Source organism: Rhodoferax sp. LB1P47, assembly GCF_056521445.1.
The window spans coordinates 161,997-186,228 of sequence record NZ_JBWMAU010000002.1 but is presented as its reverse complement, the minus strand read 5'-3'; the positions used below and the strand labels follow the sequence as shown (position 1 = coordinate 186,228).

General features: G+C 62.6%; 16 protein-coding genes. 11 read left to right on the top strand and 5 right to left on the bottom strand.

All coding sequences use genetic code 11. The annotated features are described in order from the left end of the window. Positions 1–153: 153 nt before the first annotated feature. Both AC0969_RS04725 and AC0969_RS04720 read right to left on the bottom strand, forming a co-directional pair. A complete protein-coding gene (locus AC0969_RS04725; RefSeq protein WP_479622980.1) occupies positions 154–867 on the bottom strand; it encodes a PEP-CTERM sorting domain-containing protein in 714 nt (237 codons plus the stop codon). A gap of 21 nt (positions 868–888) precedes the next feature. Then, positions 889–3,102 carry an ExeM/NucH family extracellular endonuclease gene (locus AC0969_RS04720; protein ID WP_479622979.1) on the bottom strand — a complete coding sequence of 738 codons (2,214 nt, stop codon included), beginning with the start codon at positions 3,100–3,102 and terminating at the stop codon, positions 889–891. Between the two features lie 281 nt (positions 3,103–3,383). On the opposite strand from AC0969_RS04720, the gene AC0969_RS04715 reads away from it, so the two are divergent. The 11 genes from AC0969_RS04715 (at position 3,384) to AC0969_RS04665 (ending at position 19,453) form a co-directional block, all read left to right on the top strand. Further along, complete coding sequence (locus AC0969_RS04715; RefSeq protein ID WP_479622978.1) at positions 3,384–4,934, top strand: class I SAM-dependent DNA methyltransferase; 1,551 nt, start codon at positions 3,384–3,386, stop codon at positions 4,932–4,934. 32 nt (positions 4,935–4,966) lie between these two features. Then, the gene (locus tag AC0969_RS04710) at positions 4,967–6,133 is read left to right on the top strand and encodes a restriction endonuclease subunit S (protein WP_479622977.1); all 1,167 of its coding nucleotides are present in this window, start codon (positions 4,967–4,969) and stop codon (positions 6,131–6,133) included. Between the two features lie 9 nt (positions 6,134–6,142). Then, the gene (locus AC0969_RS04705) at positions 6,143–7,399 is read left to right on the top strand and encodes an AAA family ATPase (RefSeq protein WP_479622976.1); all 1,257 of its coding nucleotides are present in this window, start codon (positions 6,143–6,145) and stop codon (positions 7,397–7,399) included. Continuing rightward, positions 7,396–7,971 (top strand): hypothetical protein, encoded by a 576-nt coding sequence (locus tag AC0969_RS04700; RefSeq protein ID WP_479622975.1) that lies wholly within the window; start codon positions 7,396–7,398, stop codon positions 7,969–7,971. The genes AC0969_RS04705 and AC0969_RS04700 overlap by 4 nt, the downstream gene beginning before the upstream one ends. 19 nt (positions 7,972–7,990) lie before the next feature. Further along, entirely contained in the window at positions 7,991–11,503 is a 3,513-nt protein-coding gene (locus tag AC0969_RS04695; RefSeq protein WP_479622974.1) for a DEAD/DEAH box helicase family protein, read from the top strand. Between the two features lie 124 nt (positions 11,504–11,627). Next, complete coding sequence (gene urtA / locus AC0969_RS04690) at positions 11,628–12,887, top strand: urea ABC transporter substrate-binding protein (protein WP_479622973.1); 1,260 nt, start codon at positions 11,628–11,630, stop codon at positions 12,885–12,887. Positions 12,888–13,259: 372 nt separating this feature from the next. Further along, the gene (gene urtB / locus AC0969_RS04685; RefSeq protein WP_479622972.1) at positions 13,260–14,798 is read left to right on the top strand and encodes an urea ABC transporter permease subunit UrtB; all 1,539 of its coding nucleotides are present in this window, start codon (positions 13,260–13,262) and stop codon (positions 14,796–14,798) included. Continuing rightward, complete coding sequence (urtC, locus tag AC0969_RS04680; RefSeq protein WP_479622971.1) at positions 14,795–15,907, top strand: urea ABC transporter permease subunit UrtC; 1,113 nt, start codon at positions 14,795–14,797, stop codon at positions 15,905–15,907. Before urtB ends, urtC begins: the two co-directional genes overlap by 4 nt. After that, positions 15,904–16,779 (top strand): urea ABC transporter ATP-binding protein UrtD, encoded by an 876-nt coding sequence (gene urtD / locus AC0969_RS04675; RefSeq protein ID WP_479622970.1) that lies wholly within the window; start codon positions 15,904–15,906, stop codon positions 16,777–16,779. The genes urtC and urtD overlap by 4 nt, the downstream gene beginning before the upstream one ends. A 465-nt stretch (positions 16,780–17,244) precedes the next feature. Next, positions 17,245–17,937, top strand: a complete 693-nt coding sequence (gene urtE, locus AC0969_RS04670) for an urea ABC transporter ATP-binding subunit UrtE (protein ID WP_479622969.1) — start codon at positions 17,245–17,247, stop codon at positions 17,935–17,937. 139 nt (positions 17,938–18,076) lie between these two features. Then, positions 18,077–19,453: an HDOD domain-containing protein gene (locus tag AC0969_RS04665; protein ID WP_479622968.1), complete on the top strand. Its 1,377-nt coding sequence runs from the start codon at positions 18,077–18,079 to the stop codon at positions 19,451–19,453. A 78-nt stretch (positions 19,454–19,531) separates the two neighbouring features. On the opposite strand, the gene AC0969_RS04660 is transcribed toward AC0969_RS04665, so the two are convergent. From AC0969_RS04660 to AC0969_RS04650, 3 genes are all read right to left on the bottom strand, one after another. Further along, a complete protein-coding gene (locus tag AC0969_RS04660) occupies positions 19,532–20,308 on the bottom strand; it encodes a tetratricopeptide repeat protein (protein WP_479622967.1) in 777 nt (258 codons plus the stop codon). After that, positions 20,305–22,332 carry a bifunctional 2',3'-cyclic-nucleotide 2'-phosphodiesterase/3'-nucleotidase gene (locus tag AC0969_RS04655; protein ID WP_479622966.1) on the bottom strand — a complete coding sequence of 676 codons (2,028 nt, stop codon included), beginning with the start codon at positions 22,330–22,332 and terminating at the stop codon, positions 20,305–20,307. Before AC0969_RS04655 ends, AC0969_RS04660 begins: the two co-directional genes overlap by 4 nt. A gap of 88 nt (positions 22,333–22,420) precedes the next feature. Continuing rightward, the gene (locus AC0969_RS04650; protein ID WP_479622965.1) at positions 22,421–24,196 is read right to left on the bottom strand and encodes an alkaline phosphatase D family protein; all 1,776 of its coding nucleotides are present in this window, start codon (positions 24,194–24,196) and stop codon (positions 22,421–22,423) included. Positions 24,197–24,232 lie beyond the last annotated feature (36 nt).

Below are 24,232 nucleotides of genomic sequence, written 5' to 3'. Positions count from 1 at the left end.
AGGGGCGCACCGGGTAAGGACTGGAAGTAGGGCGCAAACACCCTGCCTCTGTAGCGAGCTGTTCGCGCCACCATCGCACCGCACACTGTGGTGGTGGGGTAATTTGCTATAAATTAAATAGCATTTACCGCAGGTGGAATATGCGCTATAGGCCTAAAAGGCTTTGAGCTTTCGGCCGCCCAGCAGGCCCAGGCCCAGGGCCACCAGGGCCAGCGATGCGGGTTCAGGCACGTCGTTGCTTTGGCTAAGTTGCACCTGGTCGATGCTCAGCATGGACAGCACGGACGTGTCGCCCACGTCCACCACGCCAAACGCCAGGCTGTGGCTGCCGCTGCTGCCCAGGGTCAGGCTGTAAAGGCTGAAGCCGGTTTCCAGCAGGGCGTCGCCGGTGCTGGAGAGTGTGGCATCGGACGACCCGGCCAAGCGGACCAGCACGCCGTCGAGCACCAGAAAGGCGTAGTCGGCAAAGATGTCGCGGGTGCCAAAGTTCCACAGAAAGCTCAAGGTCTGGCCGGCGTTGGCGCTAAAGCTTTGCAGGGCCAGCGCACCCTCGGTGGCGGTATCGAACATCGACACGTCCAGCGCACCGGCGGCCAGGGCGGTGGCCGTGGTCAGCAGGCTGGCATCCGCCGCATCGGTACCCGAGCGGTTGAGCGTGGCGATGGGGTTGCCCAGTGCGTCCATATCGTCGGCCACCACGGTGCTGGTGTTCAGTGTGAGCTGGCCGCCTTGCACGCTGGCGTCTCCCAGGGTGCCCCAGCCGGACAGGCCGGAGTCGAAGTTGCCGTTGACGATGCTGGCCTGCGCGGTGCCGCACAGGGCGGCGATCAGGGTAAGGGCCAGGGTGGTTTTGGAGAGGAAGTTCATGGTGAATGGGGGTGTGAAGGGTTAGCGCAGCACGATGTCGCGGGTGATTTGAATGTCCACAGGGGCCAGGTTTTGCAGCGTGGCCAGCGAGCGCCAGGCACCGCTGGCGCTGAATTGCAGCACGCTGTGGGCGCCGTTGGGCAGTACGCGCAGCAGGCTCTCGGCACCGGGTGCGTCGGCTGCATAGCCCAGGCTGGCCAGCAGCAGGCGCAGGTCGAGCTGGTCTTTGCCGGGCACAAAGTCGGTGATGGTGTCGCCTGCATCGCGCAAATGGGTGATGGCAAACAGGTTGCGGCCTGCGCCGCCGCTCAGGGTGTCGGCACCGGCGCCGCCCACCAGCAGGTCGTCACCTGCCGTGCCGGTCAAGGTGTCGCGGCCCGCCGTGCCGGTGATGGTTTTGTACAGGTTCAGGCCCAGCACCACGGGGTCGTGGTCAGAGGAGCGGTAGGCGGTGGCGCTGTACAGGTCGGGGCCGCAGGCAGCGCAGGCGGGCTGTTTGAATTCGAGGTTGTAGTCCAGCACCGAGGGCTCATCCGCGTTGATGTGCCACTCGGTGGCGCGGGCCACTTTGGGCGACATGCTGGCGGTGGTGATGGCGTGGTCGAGCCGACCCGCCGCGCCGTTGAACACGTACGAGTAGCCAAAGCTGCTGAAGCGGCCAATCTGGTCCACAAAGCCGTTGCTGGTCAGGTGGTTAACCGGGTCTTCCTGGCCGTAGGCGTTGAAGTCGCCCACCAGCAGCACGTCGTTGCTGGCACTGCGGATTTGCAGGCTGCCGACAAAGCTGCGCAGCGCCTGGGCCTGTTGCAGGCGGGTGCTGTTCCAGCAGCCTTGCAGGTCGCCCTGGTCGGCATCCACACCGGCGGCATCGCCACAGCTTTTGGACTTGAAGTGGTTGACCACCAGGGTGAAGCGTTCGCCATTGGCGGCGGTAAAGGTCTGGGCCAGGGGCGGGCGGTTGTGGATGGCGCTGGCATCGCTGGTGGCATCGCCTACGCGGCCCAGCCGGGCGGGCTTGTAGATCATGGCCACCTTGATGGCGTCGGTGCCGGTGCCGGTGCTGGGGTCGGGCACCACGGCGTAGGTGGTGGCACCCAGGCGGGCGTTGAGCGCATCGACCAGGTTTTGCGGCGCAGTGCTGCCGTTGTTCTGGATTTCCATCAGGCCCACCGCGTCGGCGTTGATGGCGGCCAGGGCTTCCACGATCTTGGCGCGCTGGCGCTCAAATTCGGCCAGGCTGTTGGCGCCCCGGCAGTTGCTGCGCACGTTGCTGGTACCCAGCGTGCAGCCTTGGCCGGTTTGGCCGGAGGCCGTGGCCCCGGTGGTGAAGGTGGTAAAGAAGTTCAGCACGTTGAAGCTGGCCAGGCGGATGTTGCCGCCCACCGCTTCGGGCGCGGTGGTGCGGGCGTTTTGGCGGCTGAACACCGGGGCCACGGTGGGGTGGATTTTGTAGGAGCCGTAGTCGGTGTTGGTGGCGGTGGCCAGGCCGTAGTCGAGCACGCCGGTCACCGCCGCCACGGTGTCGCCTGCGCGCAAGGTGTTGTCCGCGCCCACATAGGGCATGGGGTTGGGGTTTTGCAGGCTGCTGCCGTCGTCCAGAATGAAGCTGCGGCGGGCGTTGGCGGCGTTCAGGGCCAGTGCGGCAGCGCCGGGGCGCAGGCGGTTGGTGGGGTTCTCCAGCCGGCCCTGGGCCGACAAGGTGAGCTGGCCGTAGCGGCCCTGGAAGTAGTTTTGCGATGCGGTTAGCGGCCCGTTGACGGTGACCAGCATGCCCTCAAAGCGCTCCAGGTCGTCGCCGTCTGCCAGCGGCAGGGTTAGCACCACGGGTGCAATGCTTTGGCCAGTGCCGATGACGGACAGGTCGGTGATAGTGCTCAGCTGGGTCACGGTGTGGGCCGCCGTGTCGGCATTGGCCGCTGCGCCGGTGTTGAACTCAACCACGCGGCCGGTCAGCCGCACCAGGTTGCCTACCGCCACCGTGGGGGCGCTGCTGGTGAATACCAAAATGCCGTCTGATGTAGCCGGGTTGCCGTCGCCCACCAGGTCTTGCAGGTAAAAGCTGTTGTTGTTGACCTTTGTTACCACGCCGGTGGTGGTGACCGTTTGGCCCACCAGCGGGCTGCTGCTGGTGCTGCCCTGGATGGTGTAGATCGGCGTGTCGGCCGCCTGGGCGTGGGCCGTGAGCAGCAGGGCGCTGAGGGCGGCGGTAGAAAGTACGGTGCGGATGAAAGGCATGGGTGTCCTTGGGGTTTGGGGGCGAACGGGACGCTGTATCGGCCTGCCGGGCCGGTACGGCCGTGTTGCCAAGTGAGGTGTTCAGGGGATAAAAATGGCGTGGCCGCCCGCGCAGGCAGCGGGGGCATTTTTATGGAAGGGGGTGACAGTTGTGTGTCGGCCGGGCCCGGCTTCTAAGTCGCTATTGATTCCGTAGCTGCTTGCGCCGGTGTTATTTGCGCCAGAGGCCAGATTGCGTAGGCTATGCTCCTCGCCGTTACACGTTTCAAGAACTCCCCACCATGCTCACCGGCGACCTTAAAAGCAAAATCGACCAAATCTGGAACGCCTTCTGGTCTGGCGGCATCGCCAACCCCATCGAAGTCATCGAGCAAATCACCTACCTGCTCTTTCTGCGCCGCCTGGACGACCTGTACACCCTGGAAGAAAACAAGGCCAACCGGCTCCAGCGCCCGCTGGAGCGCCGCATCTTCCCCGCAGGCGCAGACACACGGGGCAGGGCGTTTGACAGCCTGCGCTGGAGCCGCTTCAAGAACGAAGCGCCTTCCGAGATGTTCACCATCTTGGGCGAACACGTCTTCCCCTTCCTGCGCACCCTGGGGGCCGACGACTCCACCTACGCCCACCACATGAAGGACGCGCGCTTCACCATCCCTACGCCCGCGCTCTTGGCCAAGGTGGTGGACCTGCTGGACGCCGTGCCTATGGACAACCGCGACACCAAGGGCGACCTGTACGAATACATGCTGGGCAAAATCGCCAGCGCCGGGCAAAACGGCCAGTTCCGCACCCCGCGCCACATCATCCAGCTGATGGTGGAAATGACCGCCCCCACGCCCCTTGATGTCATTTGCGACCCGGCCAGCGGCACCTGCGGCTTTTTGGTGGCGGCGGGCGAATACCTGCGCGAGCAGCACCCCAGCCTGTTCCACGACGCCAAGCTGAACCAGCACTTCAACCACGGCATGTTCCACGGCTACGACTTTGACAACACCATGCTGCGCATCGGCAGCATGAACATGATGCTGCACGGCGTGGACAACCCCGCCATCACCTACCGCGACTCGCTGGGCCAAGAGCATGGCCTGGAGGAAGACCGCTACAGCTTGGTGCTGGCCAACCCGCCCTTCGCGGGCAGCCTGGACGTGGAAAACGTCGCCAAAGACCTGCTGCAAACCGTCAAAACCAAAAAGACCGAACTGCTGTTTTTGGCCCTGTTTCTGCGCCTGCTCAAACCCGGTGGCCGCGCGGCAGTGATCGTGCCCGACGGCGTGCTGTTTGGCAGCAGCAAGGCCCACAAAGAGCTGCGCCGCATGCTGGTGGAAGAGCAAAAACTCGACGGCATCGTCAGCCTGCCCGGCGGCGTGTTCAAGCCCTACGCGGGCGTGAGCACCGCCATCCTGTTCTTCACCAAAACCAACAGCGGCGGCACCGACAAGGTGTGGTTCTACGACTGCCAAGCCGACGGCTACAGCCTGGACGACAAGCGCCAGCCCCTGCTGCCTGAAGATAAATTAGGCCTCCAGCGCACATCCGCTGTGCGCAATAAGCTATCAAAAGAGGAGCATTTAAAAAACAACCTGCCCGACGTGTTGGCCCGCTGGTCACAGCGGGATGGGGCGGAGCAGCAGCGCAGCCGCATCGAACAAAGCTTCTGCGTGCCCAAAGCCGAGATTGCCGCGAATGGCTACGACCTGAGCATCAACCGCTACAAGGAAGTGGTGCATGCGGCTGTAGCGCACCGTGCTCCACAGGAGATATTGGCGGAGCTGGCGAAGTTGGAGGAGGAGATTGCGGCGGGGATGAAAGCGTTGGAGGGGATGCTGCAGTGAGAGCGTTGAATAGCAGCGCTCGACTCTCCGATGTGTGCCGTTTCCAGAACGGCGGCACACCCAGCAAAGGTATTGAGCGCTATTTCACCGGCGATATACCGTGGATTACCGGTGCGGACTTGGTTGGACCAATTGCTCTTCAAGCTCGCAGCTTCATTACGGAAGAGGCAATTGCGTCTTCGGCGACAAATCAAGTCCCAGCCGGAACGGTGTTGCTCGTTACTCGAACCAGCGTTGGCAAAGTTGCAATCGCGGGCATGAGCTTGTGCTTTAGTCAGGACATCACTGCACTCACGCCAGATGCAAAGAAGTTGAGCGCCGAGTATCTCGTCCACTTCCTGCGTACCAAACAAGGTCATTTCGCCAAGCATGCGCGCGGAGCGACGATCCAAGGCATTACGCGGGAGGTTGTCGCTGATCTTGAAATTCCGTTGCCCCCGCTGGAAGAGCAACGCCGCATCGCCGCCATCCTGGACCAGGCCGAAACCCTCCGAACCCAACGCCGCCAAGCCCTGGCCCACCTCGATAGCCTCACCCAGTCCCTCTTTCTCGATATGTTTGGCGACCCGGTGGCGAACCCGAAAGGGTGGTCATTCGTGAAACTGGACCAGTTGATACGAGAGGGAGACACGATAAATTACGGAGTAATCCAGCCGGGTGACGCTCTGGACAAGGGCGTTCCCTTAGTTCGGGTTGGTGATGTGGTCGATGGAAACTTTGACTCCGGCGCGTTGAAACGCATTGACCCAACAATTGAAGCTGCTTACAAGAGATCACGTTTGCGGGGTGACGAAATATTGGTTACCTGTGTAGGTTCGATTGGAGTGGTTGCGCTTGTCGATTCATCGATGACGGGATTCAACATTGCGCGTGCCGTTTCCCGTATCCCGGCTTCCGACAAGGTAAATCGAGTCTTTCTCGCGAGTTACCTGCAAACAGAGCATGTGCAGCGCTATTTCACATCTGAGTTGAGGACAGTAAGCCAGCCCACGCTGAACATCAAACAAATTTGCGAGACCAAGGTGATTCAGCCCCCACTCCCCCTCCAACAAACCTTCGCCACCCGCATCCAAGCCATCGAAGCCCTCAAAGCCACCCACCGCACCGCCCTGGCCCAGCTAGACGCCCTGTTCGCCGCATTGCAGCAGCGGGCGTTTGCGGGGGAGTTGTCGGGTAAATTCACACTACACCATTTTTAGGCCACAAACATGCTGAAGTATTTGCACTTAAAGAACGTCGGGCTGGCCCCGGATGTGCAGGTGGAGTGGGCCGAGCGCCTGAGCCTGATTGCGGGGGACAACGGCCTGGGCAAGAGCTTCTTGCTGGACTTGGCGTGGTGGGCCTTGACCCGCACCTGGGCTGGCTCCGTGGCCTTGCCGATGACGACCAAAAAGGCCTCGATTGGCTATGCCGTCAAAGGCAAAGGCGCTGCAGCCAAGGCCATCCACTCTGAGTTCCATCGCCCCGATGCAAGCTGGCCCTTGCCTGCTGCCCGGCCCGTGATGCCGGGCATTGTGGTGTACATCCGTATTGACGGTGGTTTCTCCGTGTGGGACCCCGCACGCAATTACTGGCGTACCGACCCTTCACGCCCTGCTGCATACCACTTTAAGGCTGACGAAGTTTGGAATGGTTTGGACATCAATGGGCAGCGCGTTTGCGAGGGTTTGGAGCGCGACTGGGTGAATTGGCAAGAGGGGCGTAAACCGCAGTTTCAGGCGCTAGAAAGCGTGCTGCGCGTCATGTCGCCCGCGCAAGAGCCTTTGCGTGCAGGGCAGCCGCAGCGCATTTTTATCGGTGAGGGACGTGACCGCCCTACGCTTTTGGTGGGCAACCAAACCGTACCCGTGGCGCTGGCTTCTGCTGGAGTTCGGCGCATCCTGGCTTTGGTGTACTTTTTGGTGTGGGCTTGGCATGAGCATGCAGTGGCGGCGAAGCTGCTGGGCAAGAAGCCGGAAGACCGGTTTGTGATTTTGTTTGACGAGCCTGAAACGCACTTGCACCCGCGTTGGCAGCGCACTGTGTTGCCTAGCTTATTTAAGGCGGTGGATGTGTTGCGCGGCAAGGCGGGAACTCCACCGCAGGTCATGGTGGCGACGCACTCACCGCTGGTGGCAGCGTCGATAGAGCCCATTTTTGATGCTGCGTTGGATGACCTGGTCCATTTGTCCTTGCAAGACGGCGCAGTCGCCATTGACCAAGGTGGTTGGGCAACGCAAGGCGACGTGTCCAACTGGTTGGTGTCAGAGACCTTTGGCTTGGAGCAAGCGCGCTCCAAAGAGGCGGAAGAGGCGATTGAAGCGGCTGAAGCCTGCATGCGGGGGGAGAAGAATTTGCCCCCAGGGCTTGCTACCAAAGCCGCAATCCATGCACGCTTGCAGCGTTTGCTACCCGCTGGCGATGTGTTTTGGCCACGCTGGATTGTCAGCACCCAGCCCAAAGGTGCAGTGAAGGGCAAAGCATGATTCCGGTGGCGAAGGTCAAGAAGCCGAAAGATTTTGATGCCAAGGTCAAAGGGCCTGGCGACCAGTGGCTCAAAGACAACCCGACCGCCAAGCGTCCCAAAGCACTTTGGACGCCTTACACCTCCACTTTGGCGGATGCATTCTCGGGTTTGTGTGGGTACGCGGCCATGCACGACCCTACCGGGGGCACGGTAGACCACTTTTTGAGCTTCAAAAACCACCCCCAAAATGCCTATGACTGGCGCAATTACCGCTATGCATCCGGCACTTTGAATTCATCCAAGCGCAATGCGGATGACACGGTGCTGGACCCGTTCGAGGTGAAGGCAGGGTGGTTTGAGGTTGAACTTCCGTCGTTGCAAATGCGGGTAACGGATGCTGTACCCGCCGCTTTGCGTGCCAAGGCGGAATACACGCTGAAGCGACTCGGATTGCGCGATGGGGAGCGGGTTCTTCGTTGGCGACAGTCTTGGTATGAAGCCTATCTATCAGGGGGGCTTACCGTAGACCAACTGCGCAAATGGGCGCCTCTGATTGCCGAGGCCGTCGAAAAGTCTGCGGCAAAAAAATGATCCCACGGGGTCAAAAATAATGGCATCCAATTTCTCATTTCTGCAAGCCGAATGGCCCGCGCTGTATGCCGAGGCCGGTAAAGCCGAGCAGGCCGCGCTGACCGACCCGCGCACTGCCTGCTTTTACGCGCGGCGCACGCTGGAGCTGGCGGTGGTGTGGCTGTACCAGGTCGAAGGCGGGCAGAGCAATGGGCAAAGGGGCAAGCTGCAAATGCCTTACAAGCCCGACCTGTCGGCCTTTTTGTTTGAGCCCAGTTTTAAGGTTTTGGTAGGCCCTGCGCTGCACGCCAAGATGGACGTGGTGCGCAAACAGGGCAATAACGCCGTACACAGCGCCCGGCCCATCCTGGCCGCAGACGCTACCGCCGTGCTGCGCGAGCTGTTCCAGGTAGCTTTTTGGCTGGCCCGCAACTATGGTCGCCACGCGGCGGAACGGCCCGACCCAGCGCTGCAATTTCGCACCGATCTATTGCCCCGCCCGCTGGATGCGTCAGCCGAGCAAGCGGTCGCCCAGGCCAGCGCGCAGGCCACGCAGGCCGGGCTGCAAAAACTGGCGGCTCTGGCCGACACACTGGCCGCGCGCGATGCCGCCCTGGCCGCTGCCCAGCAAAAATCCGCTGCGCTGGATGCCGAGCTGGCCCAGCTGCGCGCCGAGGTGGCCGCCGCCACCGCCGCGAACACGGCCACACCGGATACCCACGATTACGACGAGGCCCAAACCCGCGACCTCTACATCGACCTGCTGCTCAAGGAGGCGGGCTGGAAGCTGGACCAAGCCCACGGCAATGATGTCAAGCGTGAGTTTGAGGTGCAGGGAATGCCCAACAACCAAGGCGTAGGCTTCGTGGATTACGTGCTGTGGGGCATGGACGGCAAGCCCCTGGCGGTGGTGGAGGCCAAGCGCACCCGGCGCGATGCGCGCGTGGGCCAGCAGCAGGCCAAGCTGTATGCCGACTGCCTGCAAACCCAGTTCGGACAGCGCCCACTGGTCTACACCACCAACGGCTACGAGCACTGGTTTTGGGACGACACCACCTACCCGCCGCGCCCGGTGCAGGGCTTTCATAAAAAGGACGAGCTGCAACTGCTGGTGCAGCGCCGCACGTCTGCCCGCCCGCTGGCGGGCGTGGCTATTAACCCGGCAATCGTGGAGCGGCATTACCAGCTGCGCGCCATCCGCCGCATTGGCGAAACCTTTGAGCGCGACCGCCAGCGCAAAGCCCTGGTGGTGATGGCTACCGGCGCAGGCAAGACGCGCACCGTGATTGCGCTGGTAGACCTGCTTCAGCGGGCCAACTGGGCCAAGCGCATCTTGTTTTTGGCCGACCGCGTGGCGCTGGTAAACCAGGCGGCCAATGCCTTCAAGGCGCACTTGCCCGACGCGGCTGCGGTGAATTTGGTGACCGATAAGGAAACCGAAGGCCGTGTGTTTGTGTCTACCTACCCCACCATGATGGGGTTGATTAACGAAACCGACGAAGGTTTGCGCCGCTTCGGTGTGGGGCATTTCGATTTGATCATCGTGGACGAGGCGCACCGCTCTATCTACCAAAAGTACCAGGCCATCTTTGCCTACTTTGATGCGCTGCTGGTGGGGCTGACGGCCACGCCCAAAGATGAGATTGACCGCAATACCTATGGCCTGTTTGGTCTGGAGAACGGCGTGCCGACCGATGCTTACGGGCTGGAAGATGCGATTGCCGAGGGGTATCTGGTGCCACCGCGCGCGGTGTCGGTGCCGCTGCGGTTTCAGCGCGAAGGCATCCAGTACGCCGAGTTGAGCGAGGACGAGCGTGCCCAGTGGGACGAACTGGATTGGGGCGATGAAGGCCAGGCCCCCGACGAGGTGGGCGCCGAGGCGGTGAACAAGTGGCTTTTCAACACCGACACGGTGGACAAGGTGCTGATGACCTTGATGACCCAGGGCCACAAGGTAGCGGGCGGCGACCGGCTGGGCAAGACCATCGTGTTTGCCAAAAACACGGCTCATGCCCACTTTATTGCGGAGCGCTTCAACGCCAACTACCCCCACTACGCGGGGAAATTTGCCCGTGTCATCACCTACCAGACCGAGTACGCACAGAGTTTGATTGACGACTTTTCGGTGAAGGACAAAGCCCCGCACATAGCTATCTCGGTGGACATGCTGGACACCGGTATTGACGTGCCCGAGGTGGTGAACCTAGTGCTCTTCAAGATCGTGCGCTCCAAGGCCAAGTTCTGGCAGATGGTGGGGCGTGGTACGCGGCTGTGCAAAGGCTTGTTTGGCCCAGAGCAGGACAAGCAAGAGTTTGCAATCTTCGATTTTTGCCAAAACCTGGAGTTTTTTAGCCAGAACCTGGAGGGCAGTAGCGGCCATGTGGCCGAGCCGCTGAGCCAGCGCAGCTTCAAGGCGCGATTGGAGCTGCTGGCGGTGCTGGACGCGCAACTGGCGCAGGAGCAGGGGGCCGACGGTAGACGCGTCGCTGCGCCCGTTGCAGGCTATGGTTTGACGCTAGCCACTCTGCGTGCAGACACCGCCAGCTACTTGCACGCCGTGGTGGCGGGTATGCGGCTGGACAACTTTGTGGTGCGGCCCCAGCGCCGCTGGGTGGAGCCCTGGAGCGATGCGCAGGCGTGGCACCGGGTGACGGGCGAGCAGCTGGTGGAACTGGCCGAGCATGTTTCTGGCTTGCCCAGCAGCGTGCCGGGTGGTGATGGCGTTGACGATGAAGATGCCAAGCGTTTCGATGTGCTGATGTTGCGTGTCCAACTAGGCAGCGCACGCGGCGATGTGGGCTTTGCCCGCTTGCGCGAACAGGTGCGGTCGCTGGCGGACGGTTTGGGCGAGCTCAGTAGCATCCCCGATGTACAAAAGCACATGGTGCTGATTGAGGCGGTAGCGGGTGAAATGTGGTGGCAGGACGTGACCCTGCCCATGCTGGAGCAGGCCCGGCGCCACCTGCGCGGGTTGGTCAAGCTGCTGGAGAAAATGCGCCGCAAGGTGGTCTACACCGACTTTGAAGATGCGGTGGGCGAGTCTGTAGAAATTGGTTTGCCACTGGGCGGCAGTGCGGGCGACTTTGAGCGCTTTCGCCTCAAGGTACGGGTGTTCTTGCGCGCGCATGCGAGTCACATCACGCTGCACAAACTGCGGCGCAACCAGCCGCTCACGGCCACCGACCTGGCCGAGCTGGAACGCCTGCTGATCGACAGTGGTACTGGCACGGCCGAAGACATTGCCCGCGCCGGGCTAGAGGCCCAGGGCTTGGGTTTGTTTGTGCGTTCGCTGGTGGGGCTGGACCGCGAGGCGGCCACGCAGGCGCTGAATGGTTTTTTGGCTGGCAAAACCCTGAGTGCCAACCAGCTGGAGTTCGTCAACCTGGTCGTCACCCACCTGACCGAGCGCGGTGTGGTGGACGCGGCGCTGCTGTATGAGCCACCATTTACCAGCTATGCCCCGCTGGGGCCCGATGCACTGTTCAGCTCGGCCCAGGTGACCGAGTTGTTTGATGTGCTGGCCAAGGTGCAGGCCACCGCCCGCGCGGCGTAGCCAGCAGACTTGACCGCATACGCCACCCGGCGTATTCCCGCTTCGTCCGGGCCTGCCTACAGTCCATCCATCGCCGCATTTCACAACGGCGAGCCGGGTTCATTTACTTTTTGGAGAAGCACACATGCAACGTCGATTTACCCTCAAGGCGCTCACCGCCGCTGTCGCCCTGTCTTCCTTGTCCATCATTCCCGCGCATGCGGCCGACACCATCAAGGTCGGCGTTCTGCACAGCCTGTCGGGCACGATGGCCATCTCGGAAACCGTGTTGAAAGACACCGTGCTGATGGCGATTGACGAGATCAATGCCAAGGGCGGCGTGCTGGGCAAGAAGCTGGAGCCCGTGATCGTCGATCCGGCCTCCAACTGGCCGCTGTTTGCCGAAAAAACCAAGCAGCTGCTGGGCCAGGACAAGGTTGCCGTGATCTTTGGCTGCTGGACCAGCGTGTCGCGCAAGTCGGTGTTGCCGGTGGTCGAAGAAATGAACGGCCTGCTGTTCTACCCCGTGCAGTACGAGGGTGAAGAGCTGTCCAAGAACGTGTTCTACACCGGTGCTGCGCCGAACCAGCAAGCTATTCCGGCCGTCGATTATTTGATGAGCAAGGCCGGTGGCGGAGCCAAGCGTTGGGTATTGTTGGGTACTGATTACGTGTACCCCCGCACCACCAACAAAATCCTGCGCGCCTACTTGAAGAGCAAGGGCGTGAAGGATACCGACATCGACGAGAAGTACACCCCGTTTGGCCATAGCGATTACCAGACCATCGTGGCCGACATCAAGAAGTTCTCTGCCGGTGGCAAGACCGCCGTGGTGTCCACCATCAACGGCGACTCCAACGTGCCGTTCTACAAAGAGCTGGGCAATGCGGGCCTGAAGGCCAAGGACGTGCCGGTTGTCGCCTTCAGCGTGGGCGAAGAAGAGCTGCGCGGTGTAGACACCAAGCCGCTGGTGGGCCACCTGGCCGCTTGGAATTACTTCATGTCGATCAAGAGCCCGGCCAATACCGAGTTCATCAAGAAGTGGAGCGCCTACGCCAAGGCCAAAAACCTGCCCGGTGCCGACAAGCCTTTGACCAACGACCCGATGGAAGCCACCTACATCGGCATCAACATGTGGAAGCAGGCCGTAGAGAAAGCCAAGTCCACCGATACCGACAAGGTGATCGCCGCGATGGCGGGCCAGAAGTTCAACGCCCCCTCGGGCATCGTGTCTGAAATGGACGGCAAGAACCACCACCTGCACAAGTCGGTGTTCATCGGTGAAATCAAGGCCGACGGCCAGTTCAACGTGGTCTGGAAGACCCCCGGCCCGGTCAAGGCCGTGCCTTGGAGCCCGTACATCGAAGGCAACGCTGGCAAGCCAGATGAGCCTGTGAAGAAGTAAAGGGATTAGCACACCCCCAGGCTTGCCCACTGCCCCGGAATCGGCTTGTAAAGCCGAGGACGCAGGTGGCAGCGCCCACCCCCTTGCAGGGGGCAACTGCAACAGTCTGGCAAAGCCAGCCCTGCGCAGTTCACCAAGGGGCGTTGCTTCGCTTGCCTTGGGGCGGGGAGGAATGCCGGGGTGTTTATTGCGTCTCCTGTTTTCCTCCCTCCCCTTCCGGGGGAGGGCCGGGGTGGGGGCTGGGTGTTCGGTTTTTCTCCCTCTCCCGCCGCGCGGGAGAGGGTTGGGGTGAGGGCGGATGTTGTCGTTCGCCACGCTCCCTCACTATTCCCTGGGGTTCCCATGTTGATCCGACAACTTTTTATATTTACTATGCTTTTAATAGCTGGTCACGCTTATGCATTAAGCGCTGACGAGGTAAAAGGCTTGGCAATTGGTGACGCCGAGGTGCGGATGGAGGCTTTGAACAAAGCCGTTGTCAGCGCCGACGACAAGACCGTGGCTTTCATCCAGGCAATGGCCAATGACCAGGTGAAAACGCTGGGCGACCAGGTGTTTTGGGTGCAGGGCGACAAGGCGGTAGACCCGCTGACCGGTGCCGATGTAGCCCTGCCTGCCGATGCCGAAGACCTCATCAACAACAACCAGATGCGCGGCGCGCTAGACAACGCGCTGGCCGCGTTGCAGCTGTTTTCCAAAGACGACAAGCTGCGTGCTGCCTCGGTCACCACTCTGCTGGCCGAGCCGGACGCGGGCCTGCTGGCGCTGGTCGAAAAGGCCTTTGCGACGGAGGCCGTGCCCGCCATCAAAGACCAGCTGGGCCTGCTGCGCGGCGCACTGCTGCTGAACAGCGAAGACAAAACACGCCGCCTGGAAGCTGCCAAAACCCTGGCCGACAGCGGCAACCCCGCCACCAAAACCGTGCTGCTAGCGCGCCTGCAAACCGAGACCGATGCCGATGTGAAGGTGGCCCTGAACGCTGCCCTGGCCAAGGTCGAGGCCGCGCTGGCCTGGGGCGACAAGCTGGGGGCGATTTTTAGCGGCATCAGCCTGGGCTCCATCCTGCTGCTGGTGGCCTTGGGCCTGGCCATCACCTACGGACTGATGGGCGTGATCAACATGGCCCACGGCGAGCTGATGATGATCGGCGCCTACGCCACTTACCTGGTGCAAACCGCCTTCCTTAAATACCTGCCGGGCGCGTTTGACTGGTATCTGCTGGCCGCTCTGCCGGTGTCTTTTTTGGCTGCAGCCCTGGTGGGCGCGGCGCTGGAACGCAGCGTGCTGCGCTTTTTGTATGGCCGCCCGCTAGAGACTTTGCTGGCCACCTGGGGCATCAGCCTGGTGCTGCAACAGGCCGTGCGCAGCATCTTTGGTGCGCAAAACGTCGGCGTGGAAAACCCGGTGTGGATGAGCGGGGGCTGGCAGGTGCTGGCCAACCTGTCGCTGCCCTACAACCGCATCGTCATCATCGCGTTTGCGGTGGCCGTGCTGCTGGGTGTGGGTTGGTTGATTGGCAAAACCCGTCTGGGCTTGTTTGTGCGCGGGGTCACGCAAAACCGCCCCATCGCCGCCTGCATGGGGGTCAATACCGCCCGCATCGACACCTACGCCTTCGCGCTGGGCTCCGGCATTGCCGGGCTGGCCGGGTGCGCCTTGAGCCAGATCGGCAACGTCGGCCCCGACCTGGGCCAGAGCTACATCGTGGATGCGTTCATGGTGGTGGTGCTGGGCGGTGTGGGGCAGCTGGCGGGCACGGTGTATGCCGCGATGGGCTTGGGCATTTTGAATAAATTCTTGGAGGGCATCACCGGCGCAGTGCTGGCCAAGATCGCGGTGCTGGTGCTGATCATCATCTTCATCCAAAAACGCCCACAAGGGATATTCGCCATGAAGGGACGCGAGGCATGAAAACCCCTGTCAACGTTAGTTTGCCCACGAAGGGGCCGCTGCTGACCCGTGCGGGCTGGAGCAGTTTTGTCGTCGCGCTGATTCTGGTGTGTGCGGCTGCACCGCTGCTGAATCTGCTGGTTCCTGCCGACAGTATGTGGCACCTGAGCGACTACGCCGTGGGGCTGGTGGGCAAGATCATGTGCTACGCCATCTGCGCACTGGCGATGGATTTGATTTGGGGCTACACCGGCATTTTGAGCCTGGGCCACGGCTTGTTTTTTGCCCTGGGCGGCTACGCGATGGGCATGTATTTGATGCGCCAAATTGGCCTGGATGGCAACTACAAAAGCAACCTGCCGGACTTCATGGTGTTTCTAGACTGGAAGACGCTGCCCTGGCACTGGGCCTTGAGCGGCAGCTTTGGCGCCACGCTGTTTTTGGTGGTGTTGGCACCGGGCCTGGTGGCGCTGATTTTTGGCTTCTTCGCCTTCCGCTCGCGCATCAAGGGTGTGTACTTTTCCATCATCACCCAGGCCATGACCTTTGCGGCCATGCTGCTGTTCTTCCGCAATGAAACCGGCTTTGGTGGCAACAACGGCTTTACCGACTTCAAGCGCATTCTGGACATCCCGATGGCCACCACCTCGATGCGCATGGCGCTGTTTGTGCTGACCGGGCTGACGCTGCTGGGCTTCTTTTTGTTCGCTAAATGGTTGGTCGGCAGCAAGTACGGCCGGGTTTTGCAGGCCATCCGCGACGCGGAAACCCGGGTCATGTTCTCGGGCTACTCGCCGCTGGGCTACAAGCTCAGCATCTGGGTGATTTCGGCCGTGATGTGCGGCGTGGCCGGGGCCCTGTATGTCACCCAGGTGGGCATCATCAACCCGAGTGAAATGAGCCCGGCCAACTCCATTGAGATTGCGGTGTGGGCCGCCGTGGGGGGGCGCGCCACGCTGATCGGGCCGATTTTGGGGGCCTTCATCGTCAACGGGGCCAAGAGCTGGCTCACCGTGGCCTACCCCGAGTTCTGGCTGTACTTTTTGGGTGCCTTGTTTATTGCCGTGACACTGTTTTTGCCGGATGGCGTGGTGGGTTTGGTGAAGAAGTTGAAGGGAGCGAAAGCATGACGCCCGATCTGATGGATGAGGGCGCGCGCCGCTTGGCCGCCAAAGACCCCGCCTATGTGTCGGGCAACACCGAGTCCGGTGGCCGCGAAGCCGGTTTCTCGCGGGTGCACACGCCCGGCGAGGTGGATGTATCGCATGGCCGCATCCTGTACCTGGACGACGTGCACGTCAGCTTTGACGGCTTCAAGGCCATCAACGGACTGAGCCTGGACATCGCGCCCGGCGAGCTGCGCTGCATCATCGGCCCCAACGGTGCGGGCAAAACCACCATGATGGACATCATCACCGGCAAGACCCGGCCCAATGCGGGCACGGTTTTTTTCGGTAGCACCATCGACTTGCTGCGCCATAACGAGCCGCAAATCGCCCAGCTCGGCATTGGCCGCAAGTTCCAAAAGCCCACGGTGTTCGAGCACTTAAGCGTGTTTGAAAACCTGGAGCTGGCGCTGAAGATGGACAAGAGCGTTCTGTCCTCCATGCTGTTCAAGCTGGATTCGGCCCAGAGCGACAAGCTGGCCGAGATGCTGGTCACCATCCACTTGGCAGACAGCGTGGGCCGCCAGGCGGGCAACCTCAGCCACGGGCAAAAGCAGTGGTTGGAGATCGGCATGCTGTTGATGCAAGACCCCAAGCTGCTGCTGCTGGACGAGCCCGTGGCCGGCATGACCGACGACGAGACCGCCCGCACCGCCGAGCTGTTTTTGACCCTCAAAGGCAAGCATTCGCTGCTGGTGGTGGAGCACGACATGAGTTTTATCCGCACCATCAGCGAGATCGTCACCGTGCTGTGCGACGGCTCCGTGCTGGCGCAGGGCACGCTGGACCAGGTGCAAGCCGACGAACGCGTGATCGAGGTGTACCTTGGCCGGTAAATTTAATAGGGGTCAGACCCCTATTGGTTTGATGCCGCTACGGGTCGTAGCCAATGGGGGTCAGATCCCAATTGCGCGACACATTTTTGCGGGGCGAGTGCAGTCGATCTCGCATTTGGGCTCTGACCCCCATTGGCGGGTTGGCGCTAACGGTGATCCCCGGCCGGGCTGTGCCCCCGGCAGGGCAGTCACTTTTCTTTTCCGCAATCGATGCGTAACCATTGATGCGTCGCCCCCACTACCTGCGTCCTTCGCTGCGCTGCGGAAACCTGCGGTGCTCGCTCCAGGCGGGGTCTGGCTAAACTCGCTGCGCTCAAACAACGCCAGCCCTTTTCCGCCTGAAGCTGTGCTCCTCGGCGCATCTAGAGGGGGACCCCGGGGTCCGGGATCGGGGGCTTGCGCCCCATCGCGCCTAGGGCGCGAGACCATGCGCGTTGCACCCATCGTCAACCAGAGCCATCCACCATGCTAAATGTCAAAAACATCCACCAGTATTACGGCGGCTCGCACATCCTGCGCGATGTGAGTTTGCAATGCAGCCTGGGCAAAGTCACCGTGCTGCTGGGCCGCAACGGCGTGGGCAAGACTACGCTGCTCAAGTCGCTGATGGGTCTGGTTCCTATCAAAAGCGGCAGCATTGCGCTGGACGGCAAACCCATCCAGAGCTTCACGCCCTACGAGCGGGCCCGCGCCGGGATTGGCTTTGTGCCGCAGGGCCGCGAAATCTTTGCCCGCCTTACGGTGGAAGAAAACCTGGCGATGGGCCTGGCCACCAAGAGCGCCAGCACCCCGATTCCTGCCGAGCTGTTCACGCTGTTCCCGGTGCTCAAACAAATGCTGCACCGGCGGGGTGGCGATTTGTCGGGCGGGCAGCAGCAGCAGCTGGCCATCGCCCGTGCACTGGCCGCAGGGCCGAAGCTGCTGATCCTGGACGAGCCCACCGAGGGCATCCAGCCCAGCATCATCAAAGACATTGGCCGCGTTATCCGCATGCTGGCCGACCGGGGTGACATGGCTATTTTGCTGGTGGAGCAGTACTACGATTTCGCCCAAGAGCTGGCCGACGACTACCTGGTGATGGAGCGCGGCGAAGTCATCGCGCGCGGCCTGGGCAAGGACATGGAAGCCCACGGCGTGCGTAATTTGGTGGCGATCTAGGAACCCGTTCGCAGGTGCGGCGGCGCAGGAAAAAGTTACAACTTCCTACAATTGGGCATGGAAGGCGATAAAGTCAGGACCATTGCACATACCGCTCCGGCCGTATGCCGCCCTCCTTTTTTTGACCCCCCCTTAAGCCATGACTTCTATTTTTCAACGCGTGCTGTCCAAACTCTTTGGGTCAGCGCCAGCGGCCAAACCCGCACCCGCACCCGCACCTGCGCCCGTAACCCGCCCCCGTACGGCCCGCAAGCCCGCCGTAGCGGCACCGGTAGCGCGTCCTGCTGCCACGGCGATGGCGGTGCGGCGGCCCTTGATGGGGTCTAACGGCGAAGTGGCCGGATTTGAATTCCGCATCCATGCGGCCACCGTGCGTGAGCTGGTGCTGGCCGGTGACGCAGTGGCCCAAGCGGCCCAGGTGGCGGCGGTGCTGGTGTCGGCGCGGCTGGTGGCTATGGGCGGGCGAATTGGTTTTGCGCGCCTGCCGGCGGCTTGGCTGGCGCTGGCGGTGGTGCCCAAGAACGATGCCGGTACGGTGATCGGGGTGGAGTTTGATACGGCAGCTGGGCCTATGTCGTCGGAAGCCATTTTGGGCGTGGCCCGCACCGTGGCGCAGTTTCGGGAGGTGGGTGCCAAGCTGGCCTGGGGGGCCGGGCAGGCGATGGGTTCCAACCCCGATTTTCTGCTGGTGCGGCCCTCGACCCCCGAGTCGGTGGCGGCGCTGCTGGCCGAGCTCAAGACACCCGCGCCGGGTTTGGCGGGCATTCCCTTCATCGCCACGGACATGGCCCATGTGGACGACCTGGAGCGGGCCCTGCAAGCTGGCGTGCATTGGGCCAGCGGCAGTTTGACCGCCAGCAGCATGGCCAAAACCCTGACCGAAGCCGGTCCGCTGGCCCCCGAAGTGGGCCGCGTGGCGCTGCTCATCAGCAAGCTGGCAGCGGGTGCCGATACGGCCGTGATTGCGGGCGATATCAAGGGCGACATTGGCGTGTCGGTGCGCCTGTTGCAGCGCATGAACAGCGCCAGCTACGCGCATCTGGGCGGCGTGTCCAGCATCGACCAGGCGGTGCTGCTGTTGGGCCGCAACGACCTGCACCGCTGGTTGTCGCTGATGTTGATGCAGTTTGCCGGTAGCCGCCAGCTGTCGTCGGCGCTGCAAGAGGTGGCGCTGTGGCGGGCGCGGTTCGTGGAGCTGCTGGCCATCGAGCGCGGCGAATCCGAGCCGGGCCGCTTCTTCACCCTGGGCCTGGCTTCGATGTTGGGCCTGATTTTGAAAATGGCCCCAGCCGAAGTGGCGGTCACCTTGAACCTGCCGCCCGAAGGCGAGCAAGCCCTGTTGTCGCAATCCGGCCCCTGGTTTGTCTACCTGCGCACCGCGCTCGACATCGAAAACCAAACCACCAGCGAGGACGGGGCCGTGGCCGACGGCTTCGCCAGTGCCGCCCGGGTGCAAGAGTTGTCGGGCCAGGCCTGGGCCTGGGCGGCAGAGAACACGGTGCGCACAGTTGCTTGATTTAATTGCTATTAATTTAATAGCCACTAGCGCATATGGAATATGCGCTAGTGGCTATTTTTATGCCTAAAATTACCTTCAAGGCTCCAGCGGCGGGTGCTTCAGGGCGTGGGCGGTCTCCGCCATGTAGTGCGCCGCCTGGGCGGGGTTGGGGCGCAGGCCCATTTCGCCGTGCTGGTAGGCCAGGGCCAGGGTTTGGATGGCTTGCGGGTGCTCTTGTTCGGCGGCGGCTTCCAGGGCGGCCAGGGCTTTGGCATAGTCGGCCCGCACGCCTTGACCCAGGCGGTAGGCATTGGCCAGCATAAACAGGGCGGCGGGCTGGCCGTCTTGGGCGGCCATTGCAAACCAGCTAAACGCCTGTGTGGGGTTGGCGGGCACGCCGTAGCCATTGGCGTACTGCACCCCCAAGTAGTAGGCGGCTGCCGGGTGCTGCTGCTGGCCCGCCAGGCCAAACCAGTGCAGGGCCTGCGCGTAGTCACGCGGGAGCTGGGCCGAGCCGTGCAGATAGCGCTTGCCCAGCGCCACCTGGGCGGCGGCATCGCCTTGGGTGGCGGCGGCATGCAGCCAGTAGAGCCCTTCTGTCTGAGTGCCTATTTTCAGCAACACCAGCCCCCAGGCGCGCTGGGCCAGGGCATTGCCCGCGCGGGCCTGGGTGGCCAGGGCGGTGCTGGCTTGCAGGTCTTGCCCGGTGCTGGCTTGCACCTGCAACTGGGCCACGGCCACGGCATCCAGCCGGGGCGCGGGGCCCGCCGTGGCCGGGGCCAGGCGGGTGCCGCCCAGGGCCAGTGCGGCCAGCAGCAGGCTGGCGCTGACAAAGCCGCCGCTGGCCATGCGGGTGGACAGGCTGGTGCTCATTTACTGAGATCAATCGCGTACACCGCCAGGCTCTTGCCGCTGCCGTCGTCGGCCAGCACCTGGGTGATGCCGTTTAGACCGGCGGCGGTGGCCAGCGCCAGCTTGCCGGAGGCCGAGCTGAAGGTGACCTGGCCAGCGGTGGTGACCGGGGTGAACTTCCAGCTGCGGGCGCTGCCGTTGGCCACGCGGGTCAGGGCCTTGGCGGTTTTGATGTAGCTGATGAGTACGTCGCGGTTGGCATCGGGCGAGGCGTAGATGGTTTTGCTGCCATCCAGCCCGGGGAAGCTGCCGCCGCCGCTGGCGCGGTAGTTGTTGGTGGCCACGATGAACTCTTGCGCCAAACCGATGGCCGCGCCCTTGTAGAGCAGGTTTTTGATGCGGCTACCCGTGGCCTGGGTCACGTCGATCTCGTACGTGATGTCCGGGCTGGTGAACATGTCGAAGTTGTAGCCGGGGAAGCTGCTGACCAGCGCCTGGGCGGTGGTTTTGGCCGGGTCGATCTGGTTGAAGCGCTTGGCAGCGGTTTCCAGCCAGTTTTTGATGTCGCTCCCCGTGACTTTGACCGCGTAAATGGTGTTGGGGTAGAGGTACAGGTCGGCGGCGTTGTTGATGGCCACGTTGCCCTGGGCCACGTCGGTGAAGTCGCTGCCCCCGGCAAAGCCGCTTTTGAACGGCGCACTCACCGACAGCACCGGCAGGCTGCCGTACTGCGGCAGGTTGGCCGCCACATAGGTTTTTACATAGTCCGCCTGTGCCTGGTTGACGATCTGGATGGCACCGGGGTCGCCCACGTCGGCAAAGTAGCTGTTCATGCCGTAGTCGGTGCTGCCGATGGGGGTTTTGACGTAGGTGATGGTGGCCTGGTGCTCGGTGGCAATGGCGGCGGCCACGCTGGCATCGGCTTCCACATAGGTTTTGTCGGCGTTTTGGGCGCTGCGGGCTTCTACCGTGGTTTTGCTGGTGTCGATGGCCCAGCGTGTGCCGTTCCAGGCCATGTTGAGCTTGATGACACCCAGGTGCTTGCCCCAGAAGTTGCCCATCACCGTGGGCACGCCGTTGACCATGCCGGTGGTTTTATCCACCCCGGGCAGGTTGAACTGGGCCACGGTGCTGGTGGCGTTGGGGAAAATCTGGTGTGAATGGCCGATCAGCATGGCATCCACCCCAGGCACTTTGCTCAGGTGGTAGCTGCCGTTTTCCATGGTCGGGCTGTAGGTGCTGTTGTCCAGCCCGCCGTGCGAGATCACCACAATGATGTCGGCGCCCTTGGCCTTCATCTCGGGGATGAACTGCTGCGCTGCCTCGACCGCGCCCACGGTGTAGACCTTGCCGTCGAGCCAGCGTTTGTCCCAGCTCAGGATGGTGGGCGGGGCAAAGCCGATGATGCCGACCTTCACCGTGGCGCTGACCACCTTGCCGCTGGGGTCGGTGGCGGTGACGGTTTTGTCGATGATGGCGTAGGGCGCAAACAGCGGGGCCTTGGTTTTGACGCTGTACACATTGGCCAGCACCTGCGGAAACGCCGGGCCTGCGCACTTCTTTTGCGCAGCGGGCTCGGGCATGCCGTCTACGTTGAAGGTGTTGCCCGTCACCTGGCTCAAATACGGCAGGCCGTAGTTGAACTCGTGGTTGCCAATGCCGCCACCGGCGTACCCGGCGGCGTTCATCACCTTGTACATGGCCAGCGTTTGCTCGCAGGCCAGCGGGTTCACCAGCGCCTGGTAGTCCGACAGCGCGGTGCCCTGGATGGTGTCGCCGTTGTCCAGCAGCAAGGTGTTGACGAACTCTTTGCGGGCGGTGTTGATGAGCGTGGCGGTGCGCTCAAAACCCAGCGACTTGTCTTCGGCCAGCTTGAAGTAGTCGTAGCTGACGATGTTGGTGTGCAGGTCGGTGGTTTCCAGCAGGGCCAGCGTGGCCTGGGTGCCCACCGCCGGTGCGGCCGGGCCGTCGTCGCTGGCACAGGCGGCCAGCAGCAGGGCCGGGGCGGCTACGCAGGCTAGCAGGGCGAAGGGAATAGTGCGCATGGGGAACCTTGGTTGGGTTTGTTTGCTATATATTTAATAGCTACTAGCGCACATTAAATATGCGCTAGAGCCGTATTTCTTATAAAAATTAGGCGTAGGTCACCGCGCCGCTGGCGGCCACGGTGATGGTTTTGCCCACGGTGGTGCTGTAGGTGGTGGACTTCACCGTGCTCATGAACACAAATTCGCCCTTCACCGCCGCCGCCGTCACGGTCACCAGCAGGTAACCCCGGCGGATGGTGTCGGTGTAGAGCAGGTCGTCGATCAGCCCCAGGCCTGCGCCCACGGCAGTGGCCCCCAACGCGCTGCCGTCCAGCGAGCTGGCCAATGCGCCCAGGCCCGCGCTTTCAAAGCCCGGCGCGGTGACCGAGCTGGTGGCAAATTCCACCCCCACCTTGTCGCCCGCCAGGGTGGTCAGGTTGGCAAACCAGGCGTTGTGCGAGTCGCCCGACAAGGCCACCAGTTTTTTGCCCTGCGCCTTGGCGGTTTGCAAAATGGTTTCGCGTTGCACGGGGTAGCCGTCCCAGCTGTCCAGGTTGTAGGGCAGGCGCGGGTTGCTGCTGGCGCTGAGCAAGGCGGTTTGGGTGGCGGTCAGCGTGGCCCCGGCGGCGCGGGTAGCCTTGGCCGTCAGGTAGGCGCTGATGGCGGCCGACACGCCCGCCGGGTTGCTGGCCGCAGCCGCCTGCGCTTGCAGGATGGACGCGGGGAACCACATGCGGGCCATGATGTCCTGGTTGCCCAGAAACTGCCAGGTGGCGGTGGATGCCGCCATGCCACTGGCCAACCAGCTTTGCTGGGTGGTGCTGACCATTTTGCGGCTGGCATCGGACAGCACGCCGCTGGCGTTGGGGGTCATGCCCGCGATGTAGCGGCCCAGGCCGCCGTCGGCATCGCCAAAGTTGTCGTACTGCTGGTCACGGCCTTCGATGCGGGTGTCCAGCATGTGCAGCGACAGCAGGTTGCCGAAGTCAAAGCGGCGGTAGATTTTCAGCAGGTTGCTGGTATCGGTGCGGATCGGCATCCACTCGTGGTAGGCCTGGGCGGCGTTGTTTTTGCGGGTGGCCCAGTCGCCTTGGGTGGCGGGGTTGTGGTTTTCGGCACCACCTGTGTAGGCGTTGTTGGTGAACTCGTGGTCGTCCCACACCGCAATCATCGGCATCTTGGCGTGCAGCGCTTGCAGGTTGGGGTCGGCGCGGTACAGGGCGAAGCGGGTGCGGTAGTCGCTCAGGCTGACGATGTCGTTGGCTGGGCTGGTGACGCGGCCCAGGGCCACCGCATCGGTGTTGCCAAACTTCTTTGGGTCGGAGCCGTATTCGTAGATGTAGTCGCCCAGGTGGATGGCGTACTGCGCGTCCGACTTGGCGGCCGCGTCATAGGTGTTGAAGTAGCCCTCTGAATACAAGGCGCACGAAAACACCGCCAGCTTCACCGAGGTCGCAGCGCTGGCCGGCAGGGTGCGGGTGCTGCCCACGGTAGATGCCACACCGGCATCGTCCACAAAGCGGTAGAAGTAGCTGTTGCCCGCCACCAGCCCGGTCACATCGACCTTGGCGGTGAACGAAGTGGCCTCGGTGGCCTCTACCCGGCCCGATTGCAGTAGCGTGGCAAAGCTGCTGTCGCTGGCGAGCTGCCAGGTCAGGCCCACGCTGCGGGTGCTGCCGGCTATTTTGGCGTGCGTCCACACAATAACGCTGGTGGCCAGGGGGTCGCCGCTGGCCACGCCGTATTTGAATTCTGCGGGCTCGGCGCTGTCGTCGCCGCAGGCCACCAGCGTGCCGCTGACCGCCAAAGCGGCTGCCGTAGACGTGGTGTGGACAAGGAAATGGCGGCGGCTGGCAGCCGGGGTGTTGTTCGTATCTGACATGTAAAGAAGCTCCTGTGGGGAGGCTGCATTACAGAG